This is a genomic window from Sphingomonas sp., assembly GCF_048595155.1.
Lineage (GTDB): Bacteria > Pseudomonadota > Alphaproteobacteria > Sphingomonadales > Sphingomonadaceae > Sphingomonas_I.
Genome location: NZ_JBMDXN010000106.1, coordinates 1 through 20,132 on the forward strand (window position 1 = coordinate 1; position 20,132 = coordinate 20,132).

Below are 20,132 nucleotides of genomic sequence, written 5' to 3' on the forward strand. Positions count from 1 at the left end.
GGCCGGGCAGGGCGAAGCGATGGTACAGACAGGGGCGCGGGAACGCGCGCGCGCCAACCTGGCCCGCATCAACCAACTCTGCAAAGGCGCGTGCCCCCCGGCGGCACAGTTGAGCGCCGCCATCGCCAAGGGGCCTCCACCCACGATCGTTACCGCGCAAGCCACCACCAAGGTCCCGCCGAAGGGGGCCGAAGAGCAGACGCCACAGCAGCAATAGCTGGCGCGCGAGCGCCCGCGCGGGTAGGTAGGCGGACGTCCTGCAGCCCCAGCAGCTTCGAGATCGCCCGAGAAGAGCGGCTCAGATCGTTTGCGAACCAGGTTTGCTGCGGCGGATACGGGCTGATGCTGTACGGCCTATGGTTCGACATGCGGGCGTCTAGGCGATTTGACGGCAGAGGGCATTCATGGGCACGCGCGGCCTCCATCGCCCTCCCCACAGGCGGGCATTGGTTAACCATTGACCCGTCGGTTCGGCGGGGTAGGATCGCTGCGCCGGAATGGCCGGGATTGGTTAGGGCACCGGACCAATCCGCGAGAAAAGATCGGCGGGCGCTGCCAACATTGTAGCGAGCGCCCATGGTCGATATCGATAGACGAAGCCTTCTGGCTGGCGGAGCGGCTATGCCGCTGATCGCCACTCCGGCCCTCTCCGCAAGATCCGGTTCGGTCTCTGACCTTCGCCTGCGTCCGACGGTGCATACCGGAGCGGAACACTGGTCCTTAGGCGATCGCATGGCCTCTTACCGTGTTCCGGGCACCGCGATCGCCGTGATGCGCGCGGGCCGGCTCAGTGCGGTGCAGGGGTTCGGCACACGCGTCGCCGGGAGGGACGCAGCGATCGATGCCGATACTTTGTTCTCGGTGGGATCGGTCAGCAAGCTCGCGAGCGCGACGCTTTGCCTCCGTCTGGTGGCGAGCGGTACCCTCGATCTCGATCGGGACGTGAACGACTACCTGCGGCGGTGGCGCGTACCCGCCGGATCGCACGGCGACGATCGCGCCGTCACGCTGCGGATGTTGCTGTCGCATACGAGCGGATTCAACGTCCACGGGTTCGCGGATTATACCCCCGGCGCTCCTCTTCCGACGCTCGTCCAAACCCTGAACGGCGAACCTCCGGCGATGAACAGAGCGTTGGCGCGGATCGATCCTGCGGGCACCCGGTCGCGTTACTCCGGCGGCGGCTACATGATCGTTCAGGCGGTGATCGAGGATGCGACCGGCGAGAGGTTCGATGCGGTCGCCAAGCGGCTCTTGTTCGATCCGCTCGAGATGCGGCGCAGCCGGTTCGAGCCCGCCCCGGGCCCCGCCATCGGCAATATCGCGCATGCACATGGCCCGGACGGAAAGCCCGTGGCCCTCCCGCGCGGTTGGCAGAGCTTTCCCGAACTGGCCGCGTCCGGCTTATGGACCACCGCCGGTGATCTCGCGCACATGATCGTGGCGTTGGGGACCAGCTATCGCGGACGCTCCGGCTATATGCCGCAGGAACTTGCGGTCGATATGATGACCGCCGTGACACCCGGCTTCACCGGCTTAGGTCCCCGACTTGCCGGCGAGGGAATGGCGCGCATCTTCCATCATGCGGGCGCAAACGACAGCTACAAGGCCTATGTCGAAGGCAATCTGGCATCCGGCGACGGCCTGGTTGTGCTCACCAACGGCGCGCGGGGGGACGTGCTGGGCGACGAAATCCGCAACGCGGTGTCGGATGCCTGTACGTGGCCGGGAGACTGGTCCGTCGCTCTTCCCGCCGTTCCTGTTGCCTCCCTTCTCGATGATTATGTCGGCAGCTATCGTCGTCGTGCGGATCAAGATCCGCTGCTCACCGGCTTCCTCGACACCGGCTTCAGCGCAGACACGATCGAGGTCGTGCGCGCGAACGATGGCCTGTCCCTGAGATCCAAAGGTCGGGATCGGAAGCTTGTCCCGATCGACAGCTCGGATTTCGTGATGCCGGACGGCTATGTGCCTGCCGCCACATTGATATTCCGGTTTGCCCGCGGCGCCGACCGAAAGGTCATGCATCTGCGCGCGATCGCGGGTTCCGACGTGCTGGTCTTCGACAGGGTCTAGCCTCGGGTGCGAGAGGCCGTTCCTTTCCCAATCCGGCGGTTCGTTCATCCAGTTGAAAGCATGGCAGCATGTGAGACTGCTCGAAGGGGTGTTCGTCGCGGCAACGATGGATAGACGATGTTGGCTTCTTGCCCCGGATAACGCCGTTGACCGGTCCCGAGCACCGCAGCATTGTCTGTGTATGGCTTCTTCCTCGGAACACCGAACAGGCTATCGAGCCTATACAACGAAGTTCGACCGGGAAGTTCGTGCGAGTGAATTAAACGCGGTCCTCGGCTCGTTGCGGCATGATCAGCTGGTCGCTCTTAACACAGCATGGGAAGAATTACAGACTGAGCTGTTGCCGTCGAAAACACGTCTCCACTTGATAGCAGCAGATGCGTCGTCACGTATAATGGCGGCGCTAACCGAAGCCGATAGGCGAGATACTGCGATCTCGCTGTTGTTCGATCAGTCCGGATCGATGCGGGGGCAGAAAATGCTTTTCTCTGCAGCGACAGCGGATGCCACCCAAGAATTTCTGATCACGCTGGGAATAACCTGCGAAGTGCTGGGCTTCACCACCGCGAGATGGCGCGGTGGCCGTTCGAGAAGCAGGTGGAACTGGAGGTTCCGCCCACACAATCCCGGGCGCCTAAACGATCTCCTGCACATCATTTATCAGGACGCCGCCGATCGCCGTGCGAGCAGCGGCAGTTGGGACTACCGTCAGATGCTACGGCCAGACTTGCCGAAGGAGAATGTTGACGGCGAGGCGATCCAATGGGCGGCTCGTCGCCTTTCACAGTTACCAAACAAGCGTAAGATCCTGATCGTCTTGTCGGACGGAGCTCCCGTCGATTACGCGACCTTAACTGCAAATCCGCCAGATTATCTCGGCAACCATCTGCGAGAAGTTGTGGAAAATATCGAGGCGGCTGGGGACATCCGAATTGCAGCGATGGGCATCGGGTATCGGATGCATTTGTTCTACCCGACATCCAGCTACGTTGAGGCTCCCAGCGAACTTGGTGTGGCATTGATTAATTTGATCGAACAACTGCTGACGGCCTAACGGTCGGTGCCAAAGCTTGTTCGCGTCTCGATGACGAGGGCGAGCGTCTGCTGTACGTGCGGAACAACCCGTCATTCGGGACTCTCTCGTCTGACGGATTTGATCCCTTCAACGCCGATACTGAGGCCGGCCTAACATGCCGGGATCGGCGCCCACCCGCGTTAGCATGGGGTGCGCCCCATCTGCGCAATTGGTTCAAAGCATCCCAGGATGAGGCGTTTTGCGTCGAACGGCGGCTCGCCTGCGGAGTCCATGCGCGGGTCATGGTGCATCCTCTCCTCGGCTGCCTGGAAGGACGCCTTGTCGGGCCAGACTTGCCAGGTGAAGACGATCTTCTCGCCTTCCTGGGCCGCGACGGCCTTGCGGAAGTCGGTTTGCTGGCCCTCCGGTATGAAGTCCTCGCAGCATTCCACAATTTCCAGACACCCATATTCCCTGAAGAATTGCGCGCCATTCTCCGCCCACTGGCGATAGGCATCCATTCTGCCTTCAGGAACCGGGATCACGAGACCGCATACATACATGGGTGCTCCCTCCGATCAGCTAGGACCGAGATGCTGATGCATGTGCCGGTAGGCCACCAGGATAAGATCGCTCAGCGCTGCCTCGTCCGGCATCCGGTCACTCCGCAGTTTAACATGGCGCGCCCGCTTCCCCATACCCTCCAGGATGCCGGTCGGATCCCGCAGGGAAGCGCCGAAGAAGAACCCCATGGCGGCGTGCTGGGCGTAAGCGTCGACATACGCGAAGGCGGCATCCCCTACGCACGCGGTCGGACGGCCATCGTGGATCAGTTCGCGGACGTCCGGCCCGCAGGCGCGTAGCCGCTCGAACCAGGGTTCGACCAGGGCGCGCAACGGATCGCCATGGGCGAACCACAAGGCGACCTGCGGGTCGGGACGCCGCGCGGCCGGGAAGTGAAAAACGCCGTCCATCGCTCTGTTAAGATAGCCTAAGCGACAAGCACGGTCCAAAGATGGATGCGCCCGACCGCGTCCTGGCCGATTACCGAAACTCCCCGCTTGGGCCGAACCGTTCGGTGCGAATGCGACCCGGCGCGTGACCGATCGCCGTCAGATGCTCTGCGACTGTTTCGACGAAGGCCGTGGGACCGCACACGTAGATGTCCGGGCGCCCGTCAGGCGCGAAGCCCTGCCGCTTCAGCATGATCCGCCCGATCCTGCCGCGCTCACCCGTCCAGCCGGGGGGCGCACCCCGCGTCAGCGTTTGCGTGACCGTCAGGCCATCCCCGCGCGCCGCCAGCGTGTCGAGCTCGTCCCGGTAGATGATCTGGTCTACCGTACGCGAGGAATAGAGCAGGCGCGCGGGCTCGACCGCTCCGGCAGCGGCGCGCGTCCGCAGGATCGCCATGAGCGGAACGATGCCGGATCCGCCGGCGACGAGGAGCAAGCCATGATCGTGGTCGGGAGACCATGCGAAATATCGGCCGATCGGGCCGCGCAGTTCGATCCTGTCGCCGATCCGCAGCTCTTCGAGCAGGAATTCGGACGCCTCGCCGTCGGGCACGGCCGCCACGGTGATCTGGATCGTGTTCGTCCTTTCAGGCGCAGACGCGATCGAATAGCTGCGCTGCGCGACATAGCCGTCTGCGGCCGTCAGTCGGATATCGAGATGCTGCCCGGGGAGATGACCGGGCCAGTCAGGAACGTCGAACGCGATCGTCTTCACGGCAGACGTCTCCGACCAGATTGCGGTCACAGTCCCGATCCGCCACTGCGCCGACGCCTCCGCCGCGTCGATCATCGATCGCCCTCGTAGCGTTGTTCGAGCCACGGGTCTCCGCGCCGGTGATAGCCAAGCGATTCCCAGAAGCCTGGCTTATCCTCCTCCCGGAAAGCCAGTCGCCTCACCCACTTCGCGCTTTTCCAGAAGTAGAGATGCGGCACGAGCAGCCGGGCAGGGCCGCCGTGCGAGGGCAACAGCGGCAAATCGGCGAAGTGCGTGGCGATCATGGCGCGACCGCCGAGGAGGTCGGACAGCAGGAGGTTGGTGGAGTAGCCGCCGTCGCAGTGCGCCATGAGGAAGGATGACGGCGACCCCTCCAGGCCGGCAGCGGCGATAAGATCGTCTATCGTGACGCCGCGCCATTTGGTGTCGAATTTCGACCATTTGGTGACGCAGTGGATGTCCACCGTGAGGTCCGTCTGCGGCAGCGCGTTGAACTGGTCCCAGGACCAGCTGCCCAGCAGCTTGCCGCCAAACTGCAAGGACAGGCTCCAGCGGTCGGTCGCCGTATGCTGTGTGGGACCAGCGGTCAGCACCGGGAATTCCGGTGTCAGGAACTGGCCAGGAGGCAGCCGCCGACGCGCATCGTCGCCTTGGCGTCGCTTTCCTTTGAAACCTCTCGTCACGAGCATGTGCCGCCCTCCAGATGTGGGCTCATCCGCTCTGCCGCCATCCGCACCGCAAAGCTGCCGCCCAAGCGCCGAGTTGCCATGCCGTCGCAACGCGGCGCAATGCGCTTCTGATGTGCGGAGCCGTAAACGTCGGGCTGTCTCCTCTGCAGCGGTCAACAACAGGGGGCGAGGTGACTCAAATCCGGACATGCAAGGTCAGCTGGCGTGACCATCATAAACCTTCAGCGGCAGACGCACTTTGCCAAGAAGCTTCCATCCATCAATCGCAGGCTGAGGATGGTTGGAGGATCCCGGTTCGGTCACCCGGCAGCTTCCGACCGATTAGACCCAGTTGCAGACGCTGTCGGGCCTGCGAACCGCTTCTCTAAAGCGGACGCTCGTTCAGCAAGAACGTACGGCAGCTGCACGCCCTAGTTTCGGCCGTTCGATGGCCCAGGGGCAATCTCGTAAGCTGCCATTCGTCCATTAGGAGTGATCGACGAGGGGGAAGCGGAATGACCGGTCTCGGCGCTTAGAACCGCTAGCGGACGTTCGCTCAGCTACGTTTTGTCTTTGAGGATCGCGAATGTGACGGAGACCGACATCGAGCTTATTACGGCATGATCGACGAGGTCATTGACGCGTGCGATGGCCGAAAATGCGGGAGCAGCCATAGGGCGAAATCGTCAACGATAGGTCATCGCTGGACAGTCAATCAAAAGGTTGATGTAAGCACCGCTTGGTGACGAGCGCCCAAACCTACAGGCCTGACATAGATGGCCTGCGCGCCGTGGCCGTCGTCGCGGTCCTTTTCTACCACTCGAAGAGACTAGGCGGCGGCTTCGTCGGCGTCGACGTGTTCTTCGTGATCTCTGGCTACCTGATCACGGGCCATCTGCGCTCTGCTGGCTCCAACCTTTCAGTCATGGATTTTTGCCGCCGCAGGATCAGGCGGATCGCGCCGGCTCTCTTGATTGTCCTGATCGCCAGCATGGTCGCGGGGATTGTATTGCTCCTGCCGCGCCAGCTCGCTGAATTGGCGCGCACAACAGTTTCCGTCCTCCTTTGGGTGTCCAACATCCGCTTCTGGAAAGCGCAGGGCTACTTCGCCTCAGAGCATGTCATTAAGCCGTTGCTGCACACGTGGTCGCTCGCGGTGGAAGAGCAATTCTATCTGCTGATACCCTTCTGCATCAAATATCTGCGACGACCGTTGCCGCTCCTGATTCCCGCTGCATTCGTGTCATTCATTTTATCAGTATTCGCGACCTACTATGCGCCAGGCGCAGCCTTCTACCTGTTGCCGTGAAGGGCGTGGGAATTGTTGGTTGGTTCGCTGGTGGCCTACAGCAGTATCCGCCTACGGGCGTATTGGATGTGGGTCGGGCTTGCGCTGATCATCGCGCCCGTGGCCCTCCTGTCAGATCTATCAACTTTCCCGGGGGCCGGTGCGCTTGCACCTTGCTTTGGAGCCGCGCTGGTTATTCTGGCGGGAGATCAAAAAAACGCTGTCCTCTGCCACCCCGTATTAGTTGGCGTGGGGCAGATCTCATATTCCCTTTATCTGTGGCATTGGCCGATCGTTCTTTTCGAACGGCAGTATCTGGGAACTATCTCCTTGCCCTGGCAGTGGATCGTGGGCGGAGTAGCGGCGAGCTTTGCAGCCGCAACTCTAAGCTGGCGGTTCGTCGAGCAGCCCTCCCGCAGGCGGAGCGTCCCGTTCCGTACCGTGGCCATAGTGTGCGGAGTTGGGTTGTTCACCGTTGTAGCCCTGGTAGCAGTCTCATGGCGGGGCCTGCCTCAGCGATGGCCACCGTCGATTCTCGCCTTGGAGGCAACAGCTGACGATTGGTCTTCTGTGGCAGCCAAATGTGAGGCCGAGAGGATCTGCTCGTGGGGCGATGGTGCGGGTATACGGCTGATCGGAGATTCCCACGCTGGCGCTATTTCAGCTGCCGTCGCCAGCATTACGTCGGGAGGAACGCTTTACGAGGCGTTTTCCTGTCCGCCCATCCTGGACTACGTACCTAGCCGAGGTTCAGTGTTAGAACGACGCCATTGCAAAGTGCGTAACAGCCAAGGCTTGCGCAGTATGATCGCGGACCCGGCCGTGCATCTAATCATCTTAGGCGCAAACTGGCGCCGCTATGGCGATAATGAGGAGGCGATCGCGCGTACCATTCAGGCATCCGAGTCGGTGGTAAGCGTGTGCTGCTTCTGGACGCGATGCCGGATCCTAAAACGGATTTACCGTGGTCTCTGGCTATCGCGCAAATCCATGAGCGGACATTCCCGGTGATCCAGCGCGGACACAAGCTGGAAAAGGTGCGCAGCCGGTTCTCATTAGACCCGGGGGTCAGGTTCTTTTCTTACACCGACGCTTTATGCCAGCCGGGCTGTCCTCTCTATGTAGGAGATTCACTTCTGTTTATCGACGACAATCATATTTCAGCGTCGGCAGCGAGCCATATCATCACGCCCGCTTTCGCGCCGGGGCTGATAAATTAGCGCCCAAAACATTATGGTCGCGTTAGGTCAGGCGCCTCCGGGTGCTGGCCGCTGCCATCAGTTCGGCGATTTCATGCCGCTGGCAGGGCCGGCCCCGGTTCCGCACCTGCCCATGACGCTCCACGCGAACCTCTGGTCCCCGTTAAGTCGGGCTGGCGGGAGCCGCGGACGTCCAACGGCCTTCGGCTATCGCAACCTTCCGGAACGCAAGGTCGACGCAGTGACCCGAGGACTGGGGGGTGCCCGCTCACTTTGAGGCATTGGCCGCTACCTAGAACGCTACCTTGAGCCCGGTAGGGCTCCTCAATGTCTACTAAGTCATTGGAAAGGCGGTGGACGCACTAGGGCTCGAACCTCGGGCTCGCTGATTTAAAGGCCAGCTCCCGCGAATGTCCGCTTTCGTCCCCGAATTCGCCTGGCCGCTGTCGGCATGTTCCCGCCGTTCAATATTACATCACGCAGCGGCAACTATTGGGCCAGTAGCAGCCAGGCAGCCCTTAGGAGGGAATGTGCAGAAATCGGGCGCCGGTTTAGCTAGTCCTAGAGCCACCAATAACCCGAACACCGCCATTTAACCCCACGTTCGCGCCTCCTGAAAGCATCCTTTAGTTCATTCTCGGCGAAATATATGGTTTGTAGGGAGACAAGAACTTAGCTGCCGAACGGTATAGCTGAGTGATTAGCTGTCGCTCCCTGCCCGCACTAGGAGGCGGCTTCGGCGCTACTCACGGACGCCGATCGCCTCACGACGGACACGACAATCTGTTTAGGAATCTTGATCGAGACGTTTTGGTCGTGGTTACTCACTTGACCTAACTGCGATGCAAAGAAAGTCACCGATAGACCTCAAAGAAGGTGTTGCCTTGCACCGTTATAACAGCCCGGAACCGAGGTCCCGGCGACCCGTGACCAGCGGTCCGCCAAGAGACAACGCCTAAGGCTGCAATCTCAGGTGGAGGATTTGCCTCCGTTGCCGCAGTGATCGCATCCTGCACATGGGCTCGGTTAGCAGCATGCAGATAGCTCCCCGGAGTATTGGCAGAAGCAACCATCTCCTCGACATGCGACATGAATTTCACAGGTAGCCGGGGGTACAGGCCGAACTGCCCAAACTGGCTCTTGATGGTAATTAGCGGAATCTCATCGGTAGCACCGCGCGCACCCCATTATTCCGGATGCTTCAAACGATTGCGCAGAACCTGCCGCATCAGACGCATTGCCTTCAATGAGTCCGGCTGGCTGTACGATTTCCCATAAGCGGGTGAACGGGTTTCGTGCAGGAATAAGCGCTCCATCAGCCCGGCTGTGGTAGTCAACGGATCGAGCTCTACGACATCCATTATCGACTGTTCCGCACGATAGTGTAGCTAACCCCGCTCGTTCGGCAGTGTGTGATCAGCGAATCGACGTAAGCGCGAGTGACGCGAGTAGTGCTGCCAGCAATGTCCCGCTCGTTCTTCACCACGTCCATGCGTAGATTGATGTCAGCTCCCTCATTCCGATTGCCGGGGCCGATGCTGCCGTGGTCGCCTGGACCATAGGTGTAGATGCTCGCTCCTTCCCGCCAGTATACGATGAGCTGCTGCGAGTTCCCCTCGCTGGAAGCGCTGGGGGGTTCATGTACGTCCTCAACCACAGCGCAGAGATGGTTTACGCGCCTGCGGCCATCAGCGTTCACTAGCCGCTGCAGCTCCTTCCGCACGCCACCAAAACCCGGGGTGACTTCAGGATTGCGCCAGTAGGTCGTGGCCGCCGCCGGAACAGCAGCGAGTACCGTTAGGAGAACCGCCAAGCCCAGCCTTGGACTCTGCATCGTTCATCACCTTGTGACTTGCAACGCTGAGTTAGATCAACGCCGCGCCCTAGTCCAGCGTTCGCCCACCGAAGATCCGACGCTCTTACGAGGGCGGTAGCCGTGCCTCCGTCGCGTGGCAGCAAGGACCAAGTTGTGAACATTTGAAGCCCGTGCCGCGCTTCCCAATACCGGTCGCTCGTTCATCCGAGCAAATAGGTTGGCCACGGCACGGTGGCCATAATCAACCTGTTCCCCTTCCGGCCGACGCTCCGCTGAGCGGCCGATCAGCCGAAAAAGGTCGATCTTCCAAGCGGCTGCCAGCTCTTTCTGCCACTTGCTTCAAGCTAGAGCTTTCTCGATCGCACGGGCCAGATCGGCTTTAAAGGCTTCCGTTTCTGGCCCCGGCACTAGGTCAAATCCATGGAAGACACCGTCATAGACGTGCAGCTCTGTTGGTACGCCTGAGCGGATCAGCCTGCCAGCATAGTCGAGAGCTTCATCGATCAGGATATCGAGGCTCCCCATCGCGATGAAGGCGGGCGCCAAGCCAGCAAGATGCTCGGCCCGTGCCGGCGCGAGATACGGCAGGTTTTCAGGCGCGACCTTGGCCAGTCGCGCGTTCCACAGCTGGCGGGTGTACTTGGGCGTCAGAACAAACTCGCCTGCAAACGGATTTTCTACTGGGGCGTTCGGACCGCCGGTACGATCGTCAAATGCCGGATAGATCAGCAATTGCGACTTAAGAGAGATGCCGGCGTCGCGGGCACGCAATGCGGTAGCTGCAGAAAGATTCCCGCCCGCGCTGTCACCCATGACCGATATCCGGTCTGCGCCAAAGCCAAGACGTGCGGCATGGGCGCGCAACCACATCAATGCCTCAAAGCAATCGTCCAACGCCGCGTCTCCAGCGGCTTCCGGGACGAGGCGGTAATCCACGGACAGAACCACGACGCCGTGTCGCTTCGCAATTTCGGCACAGAGTGCGGCAAACATGTCGGGTGATCCCGCGATCCACCCACCGCCATGGATGTGAAGGATGGCGCCACGGGCCGCGTGCTGCTCCGGCCGGTAGAGCAGAGCGCGTATCGGCGCGTCGCCGCCACGTTCAATGAAAACTTCTTGCTTGGGCACGTCGTCCGGGGACCCGTAGGCTTGCTCATAAGCGTGAAGCAGTTCCGCGCGGATTTGCTCGACAGATTGCGTATCCATGTCGAAGACGGGAATAACTGCAGCAGCTTCGCGATAGGCTGGTGCAACGAGATGACGCGTGTCCACAAGTCGGATCCTCAGTTAAGCAGGAAAATGTACGTTCACGCCGATATTGGTAACGATCGTTCCCGAATTATATCGGGATCGAGGCGAATTCAAGAGTGATCGTTGTGGAAAATGGAAACATGCCGCGCAGGCGCGGGCGGCCGCGAAGTTTCGACGTCGGAGATGCTATCGGGAAGGCAGCGCTGCTGTTCTGGGAGCAGGGCTACGAAGGCGTCAGTGTCGACCAACTCACGGCGGCGATGGGCATCACCACCCAGAGTTTTTACGCGGCCTTTGGATCGAAGCGGAAGCTGTATGAGGAGGCGCTTGCGTGGTATGAACGCGAAGTCACGCAGTCGGTGCGGGACGCGCTCACCGGCGAGAAGGACGTCGTTCCGGCAGTCCGGAATACACTCGAGGCGTCAGCGAGGCTGTTCGCAGGTGGTAAGTATCCGCTCGGCTGTATGCGCTCGACGGCAGGCATTAATACGTCGCGGGAAAATGAGGCGGTCGCGCGTTACGCAACAGACCAGCGCATGGCGACCGTCGCCATATTCAGGGCGCGGCTCGAGCAAGGTGTGGCAGATGGGCAAGTTGCCGAGGCGGCGGATACCCACGCACTCGCGCTGTACCTGAATGCGGTACTGGTCGGTATGGCCGTCGCCGCCCGCGACGGGGTGACGATGGAAGACTTGCTCGCGACGGCCGAACTCGCATCCTCAGTTATTCAGCACAATTTGACGAGACCACGTCCTTAATCCGCCTGATATCCCCCGCCGCTCCATTTGGCCTCGATGAAACGCCCATGCTCGCTGACCACATGGGCTTCGTTGGCAGCATGTCGACAGCTGCCCGGAGTTCTGGCCGAGGCAACCATGTCCTCGACACGTGACAGAAAAAGGCTTGCCGGATGGCGGCGCGCAGATCTGGGCTGGTGCGGGCTTCCGCGGTCCGAAGCAGCGCTTTCAACAGCCGCCTTTCGTTGCAATAAGACGCGTTAACATTGTGTCACGCGAGACGATGCCGCCGCAAGCATCCGGATGCCGCGGCGGCGGCCGTTCAAGCGGCCAACGGGCGTCACGCGGCGAGCGGCGAGCGGCGGCGGAGCGAGGAGACGGCGATGGCGACGCCCTACAAGATCGAGATTTCCGACGACCGGCTCGCGACCATCGGGCGCAAGGTCGCCGCCTATGACTGGAGCGCGCTTCCCGACGCGGGAGATTGGCGATCGGGCGTCGGGGTCGCCGACCTCCAGCGGCTCGTCACCTATTGGCGGGATGTCTACGACTGGCGTGCCGTCGAGCGGCGCCTCAATCGGCTTCCGAATTTCATCACGGATATCGACGGCGAGCACCTGCATTTCGTGCATTTGAAGGGCGACGGCTCGAAGCCGCCGCTTCTACTCCTGCACGGCTGGCCAGGCTCGTATCTCGAGTTCGAGCCGCTGCTGGAGCCGCTGGTCGCGGACGGTCACGACGTCGTCGTGCCGTCGCTGCCGGGCTTCGCTTTCTCGAAGCCGATCACCGGTCTCATCGGGCCGCGGCGGGCCGCGGCGCTGATGAACGGGCTGATGGGCGAGCTTTACGGTCCCGAGCGCTTCATCGTCCAGGGCGGGGATTGGGGCAACGCCATCGCCGCGTGGATGGCGCACGATCGGCCCGATGCGCTGCTCGGCATCCACCTTAATATGATTAACCTACACGCGGAGGATGCCGCACCGACGAGTGACGCCGAAAGGGCATTCGTCGCCAAACGGGACGAACTCTTGGAACTGGAGAGCGGCTACAGTCACCAGCAGGGGACGCGCCCGCAAACGCTCGGCGCGGCGATGGCTGACAGCCCGGTCGGCGCGGCCGGCTGGATGCTCGAGAAGATCGGCAAGTGGGCCGATCTCCCGGTGGCGCCCGATGGCAGCCCGGACATCTGGAGCAAGTTCTGCGAAGACGAGCTGCTCACCAATATCATGCTCTACGTCGCGCCGTCCTCGGTCGTCACCGCGACCTGGATCTATCAGGGCAGGCGCCTCGAAAAGTCGAACAAGTTTCCCGCTGGAACGCGCATCGTGGTGCCGACCGGCGTTGCCGCCTTCCCCGACCCCGTATTCATCCCGCCGCCGCGCTCCTTCGCACAGAAGACCTACGACATCGTGCATTGGAGCGACATGCCGTCGGGCGGCCACTTCGCCGCTTGGGAAGAGCCGGACCTGATGCTGCGCGACCTGCGGGCGTTCGTCGCCCTGGTCCTCGGCAAAAGCTGGTGACCTCGGCAATCTTGGCGCCAGCGGCATGGCAGCCATACTCGCGGCCCAGCCGCTGGCGTGGCGGAATGAGCGCCGTGCCCTCTCAGCTTGGGTCATAGGCATCGTACCCCAAGGGATTCACCCGCAATGGCACGGCCCTAATGAAACGCCGCCGCTGATCTACCGCTCATACTCGCGACGTCCGCGCCGCCGCGCCAGGCGTGCGACCTGCCGATGTCTCTCGACCGAACGTTGGTGTGATGCCGGATACCCCGCGACACATCAGATCATTGGCCAACCGCCGACCAGTCCAGTTCACCACCATCGGCCGCGATGATCGCGTCCATGCGCGAGGTGATCAGTTCCGTCAGCGGCAGATCGGCGCCGCCTGCCGCCGCGAGCGCCAATCTTGTCCCCGCAAGCTCCGAAGGTCCCGACGATCTGAGTTAACCAACCAGGCGACATTGGCGTTGCTCGTCAAGCGTCGACCAGATTGGCAACGTGCGCGACGAGGCCGGTCTGGCCCGGCGCAACATGGTCGGCCATGGTGTGGCGATCGGGGAAGTCGCCGCCGTTTTGCGACCGGAAGGGAATTGGTGTGTCGGTGAAGAGCCCAGCAAGACGCTCACGCCATGCTGCCTTGATCGCCTCCACATCTTCCGCCGTGGAAACGTGACCCGCACCATAGACCGCGTGCGTCGGGAGCACGTCCATGCCGGGGTAAAACAGCGCGCCATGGGTCAGCGGGAACAGCAGCTGTTCGATCGGCCCGTTGATGCCCCGCGGGCCATAGTCGGCGGCTGGGCCGCCGACCTGCACGTTGACCAGCGCTCGCTTGCCCTTGAGGATGCCGTCGCCGAAACGGAACTCGTTGGAGCCATTCTGATAGCCGTAGGCAAAGCCGAAGGCATAGACCCGCTCTATCCAGCCCTTCAGGATCGCAGGCACGCCGTACCACCATAGCGGGAATTGCAGGATCACAGCATCAGCCGCGAGCAGCTTCTGCTGCTCGACAATCACGTCGGGCGTTTGATGCCCGCTTCCGTAGGCATGGCCCGACTCCAGGATGAATGACAGCCGTTCGGGGTTGTCGCGCACCGGAAAGTCATCGGCGTCGTACACCGCCTTCCACTTCATGCCGTAGAGGTCCGAATGGATCACGATATGTCCGGCTGCCGACAACGTCTCAGCCGTTACATTGACCAACTGCCGTGTCAGCGAAGTAGGTTCGGGGTGCGCGTAAACGAGGAGAACTTTCACGATGATCTCTTCTTGATAGTTGGGGAGGTATCCGTGCGGTCGATTGAAGCGCTGCGGGGCTTAGGCCGCTCGCACCTTAATGGTGCGTCCATCGCCGGTATTGAAATCGAACCTTTTATGTGTCGTTATCGACACGATGGATACTAGGAACCTCGATCTCGGACTTCTCGTGACGCTTGAGACCCTGCTTGCTGAGCGCAACGTTACGCGCGCCGCGCGCCGGCTGAACCTCAGCCAGCCTGCGTTGTCGGCACGGCTGGCGCGGCTTCGGGATGCGCTGGGCGATCCGCTCCTGATCCCGGGCCGGCGCGGAATGATCCTGACCCAGCGGGCACTCGAGATGATGCAGCCGCTGCAGGAGGCACTGGAGGGTGTGCGCCGCGTCGTCGCGCAAGGAGCGCCGTTCAATCCGGAGACTCTGCGTGCGACCATGGTGATCGCGGCGAGCGACTACGTCCAATATGCGCTGCTGGCACGCTATTCGGTCGTTTTGCGGGCCGAGGCGCCGATGATCCGCATCGCCTGGCGGACGCTCGACCTGATGGCACTCACGACACAGTTGGAGCGTGGCGAGGTGGACCTGGCCTTGGCAAGGCCCGAAGAGGCGCCGGCGGCGATGCGCCAGCGCCAGCTCTACGAGGAGGAATATGTGGTCGTCGCGCGACAGGGGCATCCGGCCGTGCACGGTGTCCTTGATCTGAACTTGTTCTGCGCGCTGGACCACGTCGTCGTTTCGAAACTGGGCGGAGGCTTTGCCGGGCCTACCGATGCGGCGCTTGAGGCGATCGGCCGCCGTCGTACCGTCGCCTTGTCCACGTCGGGCTTCCTGATAGTGCCGGAGATCGTGTCGCGATCCGACATGATCGCCGTGATTCCACGCCGGATCGCAGAGGGGTGGTCAGACCGGGTGCAGGTGCTGGAACCGCCGCTTCACATACCCGGATTTGCCATCGCCAGTATCTGGCACGAACGCACGACCAACCATCCAGCACAAAGCTGGCTGCGTGACAGGCTCGCTGCATTGGCATGACGTCCGGCCCAACGATTAAAGACTAGGCCAATTGTTCTTAAACACGATCTGTTTTCGGACACGACAATAACAGCTTTCGGCGGCGTCCGTCGTTCGACGAAATCTTTGTCAACGGCGGCTTCGTCCCAGACCCGGCTCTCGAGGCCTTCGGCAAACATATTCGCTTTCAGGTGATCGTCAGGCGATCTGCTATGATTGGTATCAGGGCTTAAGCGGTCCCTGCCCTTAGCTACGCGGCCGAGGAGACCCGTTCTTGGACGTTCATTCGCTTGAGCGCTTCCCGGAACCCGACGCTCGTTCATGCGCCAGCGCGGGTTTGGCGTAGCATATGCGAAATTTGAATCTCGACACGGCTATATTCCTCGCCAGGATATACGAATGAACAAATTGCAGATCGAAGCTGCGGCTTGTTACGAATGGCAAACACCGGCCGAGATGCTGCAGCGTGTCGAGCGGATGAATGAGCTTCTAGGCACTGCATTTCGCTCCAACGTGGCCAAGGAATTTCGTGAGGGTTGGATCGCTGCCCGATTTGGCAGCCACCAGCAGGCTGACGCGGTGCGGTTAATACGGGAGCGACATTCTGTGCCTACGCCCGACTTTGAGCTGATGGCTGGACAGGTAAAAACGCAGTACGAAAGCACCGAGGTTTACCTTCCCGAGGTGCTGCGGAGCACAGGCCGTTCGCTAACGATCACTTCGCTCGAGAGAGTTTGCCATGTGGCTGCTGATGCCGCCCAGAAGAAGGCGAGCAAGGACTATGGAGGCTGTCACGGCCTGATCGTTTACATCTCTTCTCCCCAAATGTCCTTTGAGCCCGAACTACGTTGGCCTCGGGTTCAAAGCGCTTTAGAGCCGGCCTCCATGCGTTTCACCGAGGTGTGGATCCTTAAAGAGAGCTTTGCCTTGGCGTGGCAAAACGGTGTTGCCGTTCCTGGCGACATTCACACCGAATTTTGAGGCTGTCGTGTCGTAAGGGCAGCCGATCATCGTTCCCATGCCGGATCTGCGTTTGTTATTTGCCGCCGCAAAGACCCAATGTCGGGCATTCAACGCTGTCCGCCCGCTTCTCGAAATCGGACGCTTGTTCATGACACCCATCAAGCAGCTTTGCGTCCTGAACACGGCCATTGGTGCCGTGCTTTGCAAGCCCGGAAGCGGACGTAGGCGGTCCCCCTTCACCGACCAGCAAGTCGCGGCCCGTGCCTCGCGATCCTCTCAGACATGAACTCTGTGAAGAGCCGGACGCGCTTCGTTTTGCGCGTCTCGCCCTGGGTGAGTATCCAGAGCGTTCCGTAGAGGTGAAGTTCAGTGTCCGGCACCCTTTGCAGCTGCGGATCGGCCCCACCAACGAAGCACGGTAAAGTCGTGATGCCCAGCCCTTGTCTGACGGCTGCGATCTCAGCTGCGGCGTCCGTGACCTTGAACGCCGTCCCGGCGGTCTGCACCGCCCCTTCGCTAGCCCACTCTGGCACTCCGTGCGCCGCGATCACGATCCACCGGAGCGGCTGGCTCGCGTCCGACTGCCATCGCGCGAGCGTATCCCGCGACACGTAGACGCCGCCGAACACTTCCGGCCCCTTCAGACCATGCAAGTTTAGCGGAAGCGTCTTCCGGTCGTAAACGACGCGGATGGCGACATCCGCATCCCGGTTGGTAAGATTGGCCAGTTCGCCGGATGAAACGATCTCCATTTCGATGTCGGGATAGAGGCTGGCGAAGTCCGTTATGTCCGGCATGAGCAGGTGCGAAGCAAGGATCGGCGTCAGCGTGACTCGCAGATTGCCACGCACGCTCTGATCGCGCCCGAGCACGCGTGTCTCAAGCTGGTTAGACGACGCCTCCATCTGGATCGCGAGGTCGAGCACCTCCTCGCCCGCGGGCGTCAGCCGATATCCCGTCGGGAGCTTTTCGAACATCTGGGTGCCGAGACGCTGCTCGAGCTGCGATATGCGCCGGAGGACCGTAGCGTGATTGACAGCCAATCTCTTCGCAGCTGCGCGCACCGAGCCGCCTTGAGCTGCGGCGAGAAAGTAGCGCACATCATCCCAGTCGACCATGGTGCGTTATCGCACCGAGATCGTAGCGTTCAATGGGCTTTCGGGTCCGTCGTGAACTCAATCCCCGCGACCGGCTAGGCCGCTCGAGGCAGTTTCAAAACGCGCTGTGGTGCATCCACGCACCACGGATGTGCGCCTTTACTCACTTATGAAGCAGCTCACGCAGTTCCATCTGGCCAGCGCAGGGATGTTCTCGGCACTTTGAAGGATGAAGAAATGAAAAGGCTCGATGGTAAGGTCGCGGTTATCACCGGCGGAAACAGCGGTATCGGTTTGGCCACCGCCAAGCTGTTCGTCGCGGAGGGCGCGACCGTCGTCATCACCGGGCGGCGGGAGAAGGAATTGCAAGAGGCTGCCGCCGAGATCGGCGGCAAAGTCACAACCGTGGCAGGCGACGTGACAAGCCTCGCCGATCTGGACCGGCTCTACGCCGTCGTGAAGGAGAAGTACGGCCACATCGACCTGCTCTTCGCGAATGCGGGCTGGGGTGAAGTCGCGCCGCTCGAAGCGGCGACCGAAGAGCATTTCGACAAAACCTTCGATCTGAATGCGAAAGGCACGTTCTTCACGGTCCAGAAGGCGCTTCCGCTCTTTCGGGACGGCGGCTCGATCATCCTGACTGCCTCCGTGGCGAACGTCAGAGGCGATCCGGCCTTCAGCGCCTATGCCGCTGCCAAGGCGGCGGTGCGCACCTTTGCGCGCGGCTGGACGGTCGAGCTCAAGGACCGGAAGATCCGCGTAAACTCCATGAGCCCCGGTCCGATCGAAACGCCTGCACTGGAGAAGGTGGGCTTAACTGCAGAACAGGTGGAGCAGGCTGCAGCGCACTTTGCCTCGCAGGTCCCGCTTGGCCGAAGGGGTAAGCCCGAGGAGGTTGCGGCGGCCGTATTGTTCCTAGCCTCTGACGAAAGCTCCTACGTCACCGGAATCGATCTCGCTGTCGACGGCGGCATGGCCCAGGTCTGACAGCGCTGCCGCTAGCTTGAGAGCCTCTCATGAGCACCCAACGCAACGTTCAGATCGTCAAGGACTTCTTCGCCGCGTTCGGTCGAGGCGACAGGGAGACTCTGCTGGCAGTCGTCGCTGAAGACATAGAATGGATCATCCCAGGAGCAGGGTGGGCGCTGGCGGGAACGTATCGTGGCCGGGGCGGCGTCCTCACCCTGATAGAGACGGCTTCTGGGTCATTGGAGACGACAACGGAGCCCCGCGAGTTCGTCGCCCAAGGAAACAGGGTGCTGGTTGCGGGCACCGCCACAGGAAAGGTGAAGGCGACGAACGAGCCGTTCGAAGATCATTGGGTCTTCGCGATCACGATGCGCGGCGGCAAGCTGACCAGGATACGGGAGTATGTCGACACGCAGGAGTTGGCCCGGGCATCCGCGTCTCACGCCGGCTTGGAGTCACCCCGCGACGCTCCGGGCGCAGAGCCAAGCGCCTCGTGAAGTCGAAAGGGATTCTTCCAGAGCGGCGGCGTGCCTTCAAGCTCGCCATTGGGTTCGCAGACTTTCCAGAAGGAAGGAGAGATCAACATGTATGACCAAGCCAAGCAGTCCAGGCTGATCGACTTTGCCCGTGCCGGCGCAGGAGCCACTGTTATCGACGTCTATCCGGGCGGTGGCGGTTGGACCCGCATCTTCTCGGACGTCGTGGGCTCGGCCGGGCAGGTCTACAGCTTCGTTCCGGCCGAAGTCGCCCACTTCGAAAATGATCCGGTTGGCCTTATGCGGGCGCTCGCAAGCGAGCAGGGCCGGGAGAATGTCCATCCTGTCTCCGCGAACCTGGTAGCGATGTCGGACGTCGCCATGCCTGCGGACGTGGTATGGATGCACCTGTTCTATCACGATCTTCACACGCCGCTGATCCAGAGCAAAGGGGCGACGGCAAACGCCTTCAACCGAGCGGTCTATGCAGCCTTGAAGCCCGGCGGGCGTTACGTGATTGTCGATCACGCCGCCGCCTCCGGCTCGGGGACCAGCGACACCCAGACGCTGCATCGGATCGACCCCCAGGTTGTCGTCGACGAAGTGCAGGCCGCCGGGTTCTTGCTGGAGGCCCAAGGTGATATGCTCGCCAACAGGGATGACGGGCACAAACTCAGAGTGTTCGATTCTACGATTAAGGGAAAGACGGATCGCTTTGCCTACCGCTTCATAAAACCCTGAACGTTGAGTCTTTGGCCCGCAAGGAGCTGCAGCGACTGGGAAGATGCGGCAGGTTATTGAGGGCGACGCCGTACCAATTGACAAATGTATGCATAAAGCGTACAACCGGCCGCGGCATGCAGCCTGCTATTCTCGGCAAATCGCAACGCCACGGCTGTTTCTCAGATTTGGCTTCGATGACGATCGCGCGCGGCCAGCCTTCGGCCCCCGTGGCGTCATGTCCGATCGCCCCTGCATTCCCGCGCACGCGCCGCGTTCGACCCGATGCACGTTCAAAATCATCAAGTTCGTTTCTGGTGTTTTTTTTGTTTTTCCCTCTCAGGAAAACCATCCC

Annotated in this window: 19 protein-coding genes and 1 pseudogene; 13 read left to right on the plus strand and 7 right to left on the minus strand. The window is 61.5% G+C overall.

Annotated elements, in window-relative coordinates:
* The 3 genes and pseudogenes from ACOJSI_RS16870 to ACOJSI_RS16880 all read left to right on the plus strand — a co-directional run.
* Positions 1 to 217 (plus strand): annotated as a pseudogene (locus ACOJSI_RS16870) (hypothetical protein); the annotation flags it as partial.
* 515 nt (positions 218 to 732) lie between these two features.
* Entirely contained in the window at positions 733 to 2,076 is a 1,344-nt protein-coding gene (locus tag ACOJSI_RS16875) for a serine hydrolase domain-containing protein (RefSeq protein WP_420139474.1), read from the plus strand.
* A 181-nt stretch (positions 2,077 to 2,257) separates the two neighbouring features.
* A complete protein-coding gene (locus ACOJSI_RS16880) occupies positions 2,258 to 3,130 on the plus strand; it encodes a cobaltochelatase CobT-related protein (protein ID WP_420139475.1) in 873 nt (290 codons plus the stop codon).
* A 161-nt stretch (positions 3,131 to 3,291) separates the two neighbouring features.
* On the opposite strand, the gene ACOJSI_RS16885 is transcribed toward ACOJSI_RS16880, so the two are convergent.
* From ACOJSI_RS16885 to ACOJSI_RS16900, 4 genes are all read right to left on the minus strand, one after another.
* Complete coding sequence (locus ACOJSI_RS16885) at positions 3,292 to 3,654, minus strand: DUF1428 domain-containing protein (protein WP_420139476.1); 363 nt, start codon at positions 3,652 to 3,654, stop codon at positions 3,292 to 3,294.
* 15 nt (positions 3,655 to 3,669) lie between these two features.
* On the minus strand, positions 3,670 to 4,065 hold the full coding sequence (locus tag ACOJSI_RS16890) for a DUF1801 domain-containing protein (RefSeq protein WP_420139477.1): 396 nt from the start codon (positions 4,063 to 4,065) through the stop codon (positions 3,670 to 3,672).
* Between the two features lie 70 nt (positions 4,066 to 4,135).
* Complete coding sequence (locus tag ACOJSI_RS16895) at positions 4,136 to 4,894, minus strand: ferredoxin reductase (protein WP_420139478.1); 759 nt, start codon at positions 4,892 to 4,894, stop codon at positions 4,136 to 4,138.
* Complete coding sequence (locus ACOJSI_RS16900; RefSeq protein WP_420139479.1) at positions 4,891 to 5,508, minus strand: sulfite oxidase-like oxidoreductase; 618 nt, start codon at positions 5,506 to 5,508, stop codon at positions 4,891 to 4,893. Before ACOJSI_RS16900 ends, ACOJSI_RS16895 begins: the two co-directional genes overlap by 4 nt.
* Positions 5,509 to 6,229: 721 nt before the next feature.
* On the opposite strand from ACOJSI_RS16900, the gene ACOJSI_RS16905 reads away from it, so the two are divergent.
* From ACOJSI_RS16905 to ACOJSI_RS16915, 3 genes are all read left to right on the plus strand, one after another.
* Positions 6,230 to 6,796: an acyltransferase family protein gene (locus ACOJSI_RS16905; protein ID WP_420139480.1), complete on the plus strand. Its 567-nt coding sequence runs from the start codon at positions 6,230 to 6,232 to the stop codon at positions 6,794 to 6,796.
* Positions 6,797 to 6,862: 66 nt separating this feature from the next.
* Positions 6,863 to 7,786 (plus strand): SGNH hydrolase domain-containing protein, encoded by a 924-nt coding sequence (locus ACOJSI_RS16910; RefSeq protein ID WP_420139525.1) that lies wholly within the window; start codon positions 6,863 to 6,865, stop codon positions 7,784 to 7,786.
* Positions 7,696 to 7,995, plus strand: a complete 300-nt coding sequence (locus tag ACOJSI_RS16915) for an SGNH hydrolase domain-containing protein (protein ID WP_420139481.1) — start codon at positions 7,696 to 7,698, stop codon at positions 7,993 to 7,995. The genes ACOJSI_RS16910 and ACOJSI_RS16915 overlap by 91 nt, the downstream gene beginning before the upstream one ends.
* A 2,134-nt stretch (positions 7,996 to 10,129) precedes the next feature.
* On the opposite strand, the gene ACOJSI_RS16920 is transcribed toward ACOJSI_RS16915, so the two are convergent.
* Positions 10,130 to 11,065 (minus strand): alpha/beta hydrolase, encoded by a 936-nt coding sequence (locus tag ACOJSI_RS16920; RefSeq protein WP_420139482.1) that lies wholly within the window; start codon positions 11,063 to 11,065, stop codon positions 10,130 to 10,132.
* 95 nt (positions 11,066 to 11,160) lie between these two features.
* Between ACOJSI_RS16920 and ACOJSI_RS16925 the strand changes: the two genes are divergently transcribed.
* Complete coding sequence (locus tag ACOJSI_RS16925) at positions 11,161 to 11,802, plus strand: TetR/AcrR family transcriptional regulator (protein WP_420139483.1); 642 nt, start codon at positions 11,161 to 11,163, stop codon at positions 11,800 to 11,802.
* Between the two features lie 362 nt (positions 11,803 to 12,164).
* Positions 12,165 to 13,304 carry an epoxide hydrolase family protein gene (locus ACOJSI_RS16930; RefSeq protein ID WP_420139484.1) on the plus strand — a complete coding sequence of 380 codons (1,140 nt, stop codon included), beginning with the start codon at positions 12,165 to 12,167 and terminating at the stop codon, positions 13,302 to 13,304.
* Positions 13,305 to 13,760: 456 nt separating this feature from the next.
* Here ACOJSI_RS16930 and ACOJSI_RS16935 read toward each other — a convergent pair whose 3' ends face one another.
* Positions 13,761 to 14,543 (minus strand): NAD(P)H-dependent oxidoreductase, encoded by a 783-nt coding sequence (locus ACOJSI_RS16935; protein WP_420139485.1) that lies wholly within the window; start codon positions 14,541 to 14,543, stop codon positions 13,761 to 13,763.
* A 136-nt stretch (positions 14,544 to 14,679) separates the two neighbouring features.
* Between ACOJSI_RS16935 and ACOJSI_RS16940 the strand changes: the two genes are divergently transcribed.
* Positions 14,680 to 15,573 carry a LysR family transcriptional regulator gene (locus ACOJSI_RS16940; RefSeq protein ID WP_420139486.1) on the plus strand — a complete coding sequence of 298 codons (894 nt, stop codon included), beginning with the start codon at positions 14,680 to 14,682 and terminating at the stop codon, positions 15,571 to 15,573.
* Positions 15,574 to 15,951: 378 nt separating this feature from the next.
* A complete protein-coding gene (locus tag ACOJSI_RS16945) occupies positions 15,952 to 16,533 on the plus strand; it encodes a hypothetical protein (protein ID WP_420139487.1) in 582 nt (193 codons plus the stop codon).
* Positions 16,534 to 16,751: 218 nt separating this feature from the next.
* Here the strand turns inward: ACOJSI_RS16945 and ACOJSI_RS16950 are convergent, their stop codons facing one another.
* Positions 16,752 to 17,633 (minus strand): LysR family transcriptional regulator, encoded by an 882-nt coding sequence (locus tag ACOJSI_RS16950; protein WP_420139488.1) that lies wholly within the window; start codon positions 17,631 to 17,633, stop codon positions 16,752 to 16,754.
* A gap of 216 nt (positions 17,634 to 17,849) precedes the next feature.
* Between ACOJSI_RS16950 and ACOJSI_RS16955 the strand changes: the two genes are divergently transcribed.
* The 3 genes from ACOJSI_RS16955 to ACOJSI_RS16965 all read left to right on the plus strand — a co-directional run bounded on the left by ACOJSI_RS16955 (position 17,850) and on the right by ACOJSI_RS16965 (position 19,798).
* Entirely contained in the window at positions 17,850 to 18,599 is a 750-nt protein-coding gene (locus ACOJSI_RS16955; protein WP_420139526.1) for a glucose 1-dehydrogenase, read from the plus strand.
* A 29-nt stretch (positions 18,600 to 18,628) separates the two neighbouring features.
* On the plus strand, positions 18,629 to 19,078 hold the full coding sequence (locus ACOJSI_RS16960) for a nuclear transport factor 2 family protein (protein WP_420139489.1): 450 nt from the start codon (positions 18,629 to 18,631) through the stop codon (positions 19,076 to 19,078).
* 87 nt (positions 19,079 to 19,165) lie between these two features.
* The gene (locus tag ACOJSI_RS16965; RefSeq protein ID WP_420139490.1) at positions 19,166 to 19,798 is read left to right on the plus strand and encodes a methyltransferase; all 633 of its coding nucleotides are present in this window, start codon (positions 19,166 to 19,168) and stop codon (positions 19,796 to 19,798) included.
* Positions 19,799 to 20,132: the final 334 nt, after the last annotated feature.

Coding starts and splice junctions, on each gene's coding strand:
- ACOJSI_RS16930 (WP_420139484.1), top strand. CDS start 12,165: ATGGCGACGCCCTACAAGATCGAGATTTCCGACGACCGGCTCGCGACC.
- ACOJSI_RS16885 (WP_420139476.1), bottom strand. CDS start 3,654: ATGTATGTATGCGGTCTCGTGATCCCGGTTCCTGAAGGCAGAATGGAT.
- ACOJSI_RS16950 (WP_420139488.1), bottom strand. CDS start 17,633: ATGGTCGACTGGGATGATGTGCGCTACTTTCTCGCCGCAGCTCAAGGC.
- ACOJSI_RS16900 (WP_420139479.1), bottom strand. CDS start 5,508: ATGCTCGTGACGAGAGGTTTCAAAGGAAAGCGACGCCAAGGCGACGAT.
- ACOJSI_RS16960 (WP_420139489.1), top strand. CDS start 18,629: ATGAGCACCCAACGCAACGTTCAGATCGTCAAGGACTTCTTCGCCGCG.
- ACOJSI_RS16945 (WP_420139487.1), top strand. CDS start 15,952: ATGAACAAATTGCAGATCGAAGCTGCGGCTTGTTACGAATGGCAAACA.
- ACOJSI_RS16875 (WP_420139474.1), top strand. CDS start 733: ATGGCCTCTTACCGTGTTCCGGGCACCGCGATCGCCGTGATGCGCGCG.
- ACOJSI_RS16940 (WP_420139486.1), top strand. CDS start 14,680: ATGGATACTAGGAACCTCGATCTCGGACTTCTCGTGACGCTTGAGACC.
- ACOJSI_RS16910 (WP_420139525.1), top strand. CDS start 6,863: ATGTGGGTCGGGCTTGCGCTGATCATCGCGCCCGTGGCCCTCCTGTCA.
- ACOJSI_RS16880 (WP_420139475.1), top strand. CDS start 2,258: ATGGCTTCTTCCTCGGAACACCGAACAGGCTATCGAGCCTATACAACG.
- ACOJSI_RS16895 (WP_420139478.1), bottom strand. CDS start 4,894: ATGATCGACGCGGCGGAGGCGTCGGCGCAGTGGCGGATCGGGACTGTG.
- ACOJSI_RS16890 (WP_420139477.1), bottom strand. CDS start 4,065: ATGGACGGCGTTTTTCACTTCCCGGCCGCGCGGCGTCCCGACCCGCAG.
- ACOJSI_RS16955 (WP_420139526.1), top strand. CDS start 17,850: ATGAAAAGGCTCGATGGTAAGGTCGCGGTTATCACCGGCGGAAACAGC.
- ACOJSI_RS16965 (WP_420139490.1), top strand. CDS start 19,166: ATGTATGACCAAGCCAAGCAGTCCAGGCTGATCGACTTTGCCCGTGCC.